The following is a 3,027-nucleotide window of genomic DNA, read 5'->3' on the forward strand; positions in this document are numbered from 1 at the left end:
CCTGAAAGCCATAGCAGGCGGGCACAAACAAACCGATATCAACCTGCTGCTGCCCTGGAACTACGTCAATCCGGTGTGAACGGCGCACCGCTTACGATGGACGTTCGCTTTTCTTGCTGTGTCGCAGTCGAAGGCTTTGTTCGCTTCATCGCTGCATCTGCGAAAGTCGAACCCCGAGCACTTCCGGTATGGGCTCTGTCCTGTCATTCCGACCTGTCTTGTCGAACAGCCGCTTCCGAGCGTCGAATGTCCGGGAACCAGGCTATCTGGCAGAAAACGGTGAAGCATCTGCATCAAATGAACGACTGCTATCGGATATCGAGTCAAGCTCGACCTGCTGCGCCGCCGCAAAGCAGCTACGAGCCCGGAGCAGACGCATCGCATAGGTTCCACCCTTCTGCTCGCTCAGTGCGCGTGCCTCAAGTGGGGTCTGTTAATCAAACTTATACCGCCACTTAAGAATGTCATCCTACGGACTGAACGCATAACCAAGCCAATGAAGGGCTATTATCATAATTGCCCAAATGATCACGCCGCGGAGCAAGTTCCCTCTGCTAGGGAGGATGCGCGGATGGGCAAAAAGGTAAATGCCAAGGCCGATGATTGCGGCGACGATAACAGAATGAAGTATTTCCGGCGACATTGCTTTCTTTCTCGAAATTAATGTTTCTTGCAGTCTTAGTATGCCCTGGCCGATCCCAGTCTAGTTTTATTCATAATGAACTATTATGAGCAAGGTTAACGGGGCGGCGTGATCTTTCCAACCCGCTTAAGGGTATATAGGAGTGTTATCAAACGAAACCGGGAAGTCGGCGTCGGCCGCAAGCTAACCTGCTTGGGCACCTAGATATACCATTCTAACCACCAAGAACCACTTTAGGAGAAATCTTCGTATGCCAACCTTGAAAGAACTACACGACAAGCTGGAAGCCATCAGCGCCAAGGTTGAAAGTGCAAGACAGCAGATGGATTTCAAACGCGGTCTCAATGATGGCCACAACCTCAGCAGTGGTGAGTTATTGGCGCGCTACAAATTCCTCAAAGACAAGCTTGATGAGGAGGTTACAGAACTCGACGCTCACGCCCGTCATGTTTCCGCGTTGGAGCAGGATACGCGAAACTGGATCAACAGTATTGATCTTGGTGCGTCCTGACGGACGCGTTCGATCCTTTACGATTGGTTTCGGAGCCGGTTCTCGTTTGCCCGATCCGTGCCTCGAAGACCCCAGGGCTTTCTATCTCAAGGCTGCATACCGTCAGCTTAGCGGGCTGCGGCTGCGGTCGGGCACGAACGCAAGACAGACCACTGCGACAGCACATGCCACTGCCATATATATTGCGGGCGCGGTCGCGAGGCCAGTCATTGCCATCAGGCTGGTCGCGATCATCGGGGTGAGCCCTCCGAAAACTCCCATGCCCAGATTGAAAGCGACCGAATAGCCCGATAGCCGGTCGGACTCGGGGAACATTTCCACGAACAGCGCGGGGCCAGAGCCCAGTGGGACTGATAACAGCACAAATGTCACCGCGTGAAATACGATTACCGAAGCCAGTGAGCCGCCTGAGGCCAACATCCACGCATATAGTGGCCATGCGACAAGCCCCAAACCGAGAATTGCCAGACCAATCCAAGTGCGTCGGGCAAGCAATTTGTCCCCGACAATAGCGGCAAGCGGCAACAAAGGGATCACCAGCACCGTCATGGCTGTATTGATCATCAGCGCCATCCCGCGCTCCATCAAATCCTGACCAGCCAACCATTCCGGGAGATACACAAAGCAGATGTAAAAGCATATGCCGTAACTTGCGGCAAAGGCGAGCGCCAGAAGGGTATCCTTCAAGTTTTGGGTGAAAGCCTGAAAGAGAGGTGAGGTTTCCTCTCGGGCGTTGTCATGCTGCTCGAAGCGTTCGGAAGAATGCAAATTTCGGCGCGTCAATATAGCGGCCATCCCGAGAAGTGCGCCGCCAAGGAACGGCAGGCGCCAGGCCCAGTCAGAAAGCGTTTCGGAATCGAATATATTCGTTACCAAGGCTGCGGCACCGACACCAAGAAGCGAACCGGTCATAGAACCGATGTTTGCCCAGCTGCCCGTGAGACCACGTTTACCTTTCGGTGCAGTTTCCACGAGATAGGTGGCTGACGACGAAAATTCCCCTCCAACTGACAGCCCTTGCAAGAGCCGTATAAGCACCAAAAGCACCGGAGCCAACACGCCTACTTGTGCATATGTTGGCAGCAGACCCAGAAAAAGGGTTGGAAGAGCCATCATCGAGACCGATATCTGCATTGTCCGCGCGCGCCCATATCGGTCACCAAACCATCCAAATACCGCTGCTCCCAACGGACGCATCAGAAAACCCGCAGCAAAGATACCATATGTGGCGATCAGGCCCGCTGTAGGGTCCTCGGTCGGGAAAAAAACCGGGGCAATGACGCCAGCCAAATAGCCATAAAGCGCAAAATCATACCATTCGACAACATTGCCGATGAATCCTGCCATGATCCTGTGACGCAGGCCGGGTGGTCTCGCTACTTTTTTTCGTGCCATTGTCGGGAACTCAACCTTTTCTTCTTCAACGCGGGATAGGTCTTGTCGCCATTCGAGACAATACCTTCGCGCATCCTCCAAGTTCATAGATTTGAGATGTTGCTTGGTGTTACATCGGCTGTTCTGGCCGGTTTCAATCGACCTACTGAACCAGTTTCAAAATTCTGCACAATGCACGAATGGCGGCAATGAAAGGCCGCAGCTCAGAATCTCAGCGGGCATCCCAAGGTCTGGAATGGGTCGTCAGCACTGGTTAGGCGGCCCGGATTCAATGGCAGGAATTCCCGCTCTGCCGACCTTCATCCTTCCAAAATGCTGCATGGTGGACGAATGGCCGGTCTGGTGAAGCTGCGCTGCAGCACCGGTCACCTTGGCGGGTGACCGCTAATGGGATGTGTCGGCTGCTTCCCCACCGTTGTGTTATCCTTAACTGGGATCAACCGCGCATCAAGGAGAAGCAGCCATGTGTGCAAAGAAG

At 53.7% G+C, this 3,027-nt stretch carries 2 protein-coding genes; one reads left to right on the top strand and one right to left on the bottom strand.

Annotation, left to right across the window (positions count from 1 at the left end; translation table 11 throughout):
- Positions 1-893 precede the first annotated feature (893 nt).
- Positions 894-1,154 (top strand): hypothetical protein, encoded by a 261-nt coding sequence (locus tag BUB78_RS19840; protein WP_073201142.1) that lies wholly within the window; start codon positions 894-896, stop codon positions 1,152-1,154.
- A 102-nt stretch (positions 1,155-1,256) separates the two neighbouring features.
- Here the strand turns inward: BUB78_RS19840 and BUB78_RS19845 are convergent, their stop codons facing one another.
- Positions 1,257-2,636 (bottom strand): MFS transporter, encoded by a 1,380-nt coding sequence (locus BUB78_RS19845; RefSeq protein WP_220084058.1) that lies wholly within the window; start codon positions 2,634-2,636, stop codon positions 1,257-1,259.
- Positions 2,637-3,027 lie beyond the last annotated feature (391 nt).

Origin of the sequence: Roseovarius marisflavi (genome assembly GCF_900142625.1) — a bacterium.
In the GTDB taxonomy this organism is placed as follows: Bacteria; Pseudomonadota; Alphaproteobacteria; order Rhodobacterales; family Rhodobacteraceae; genus Roseovarius; species Roseovarius marisflavi.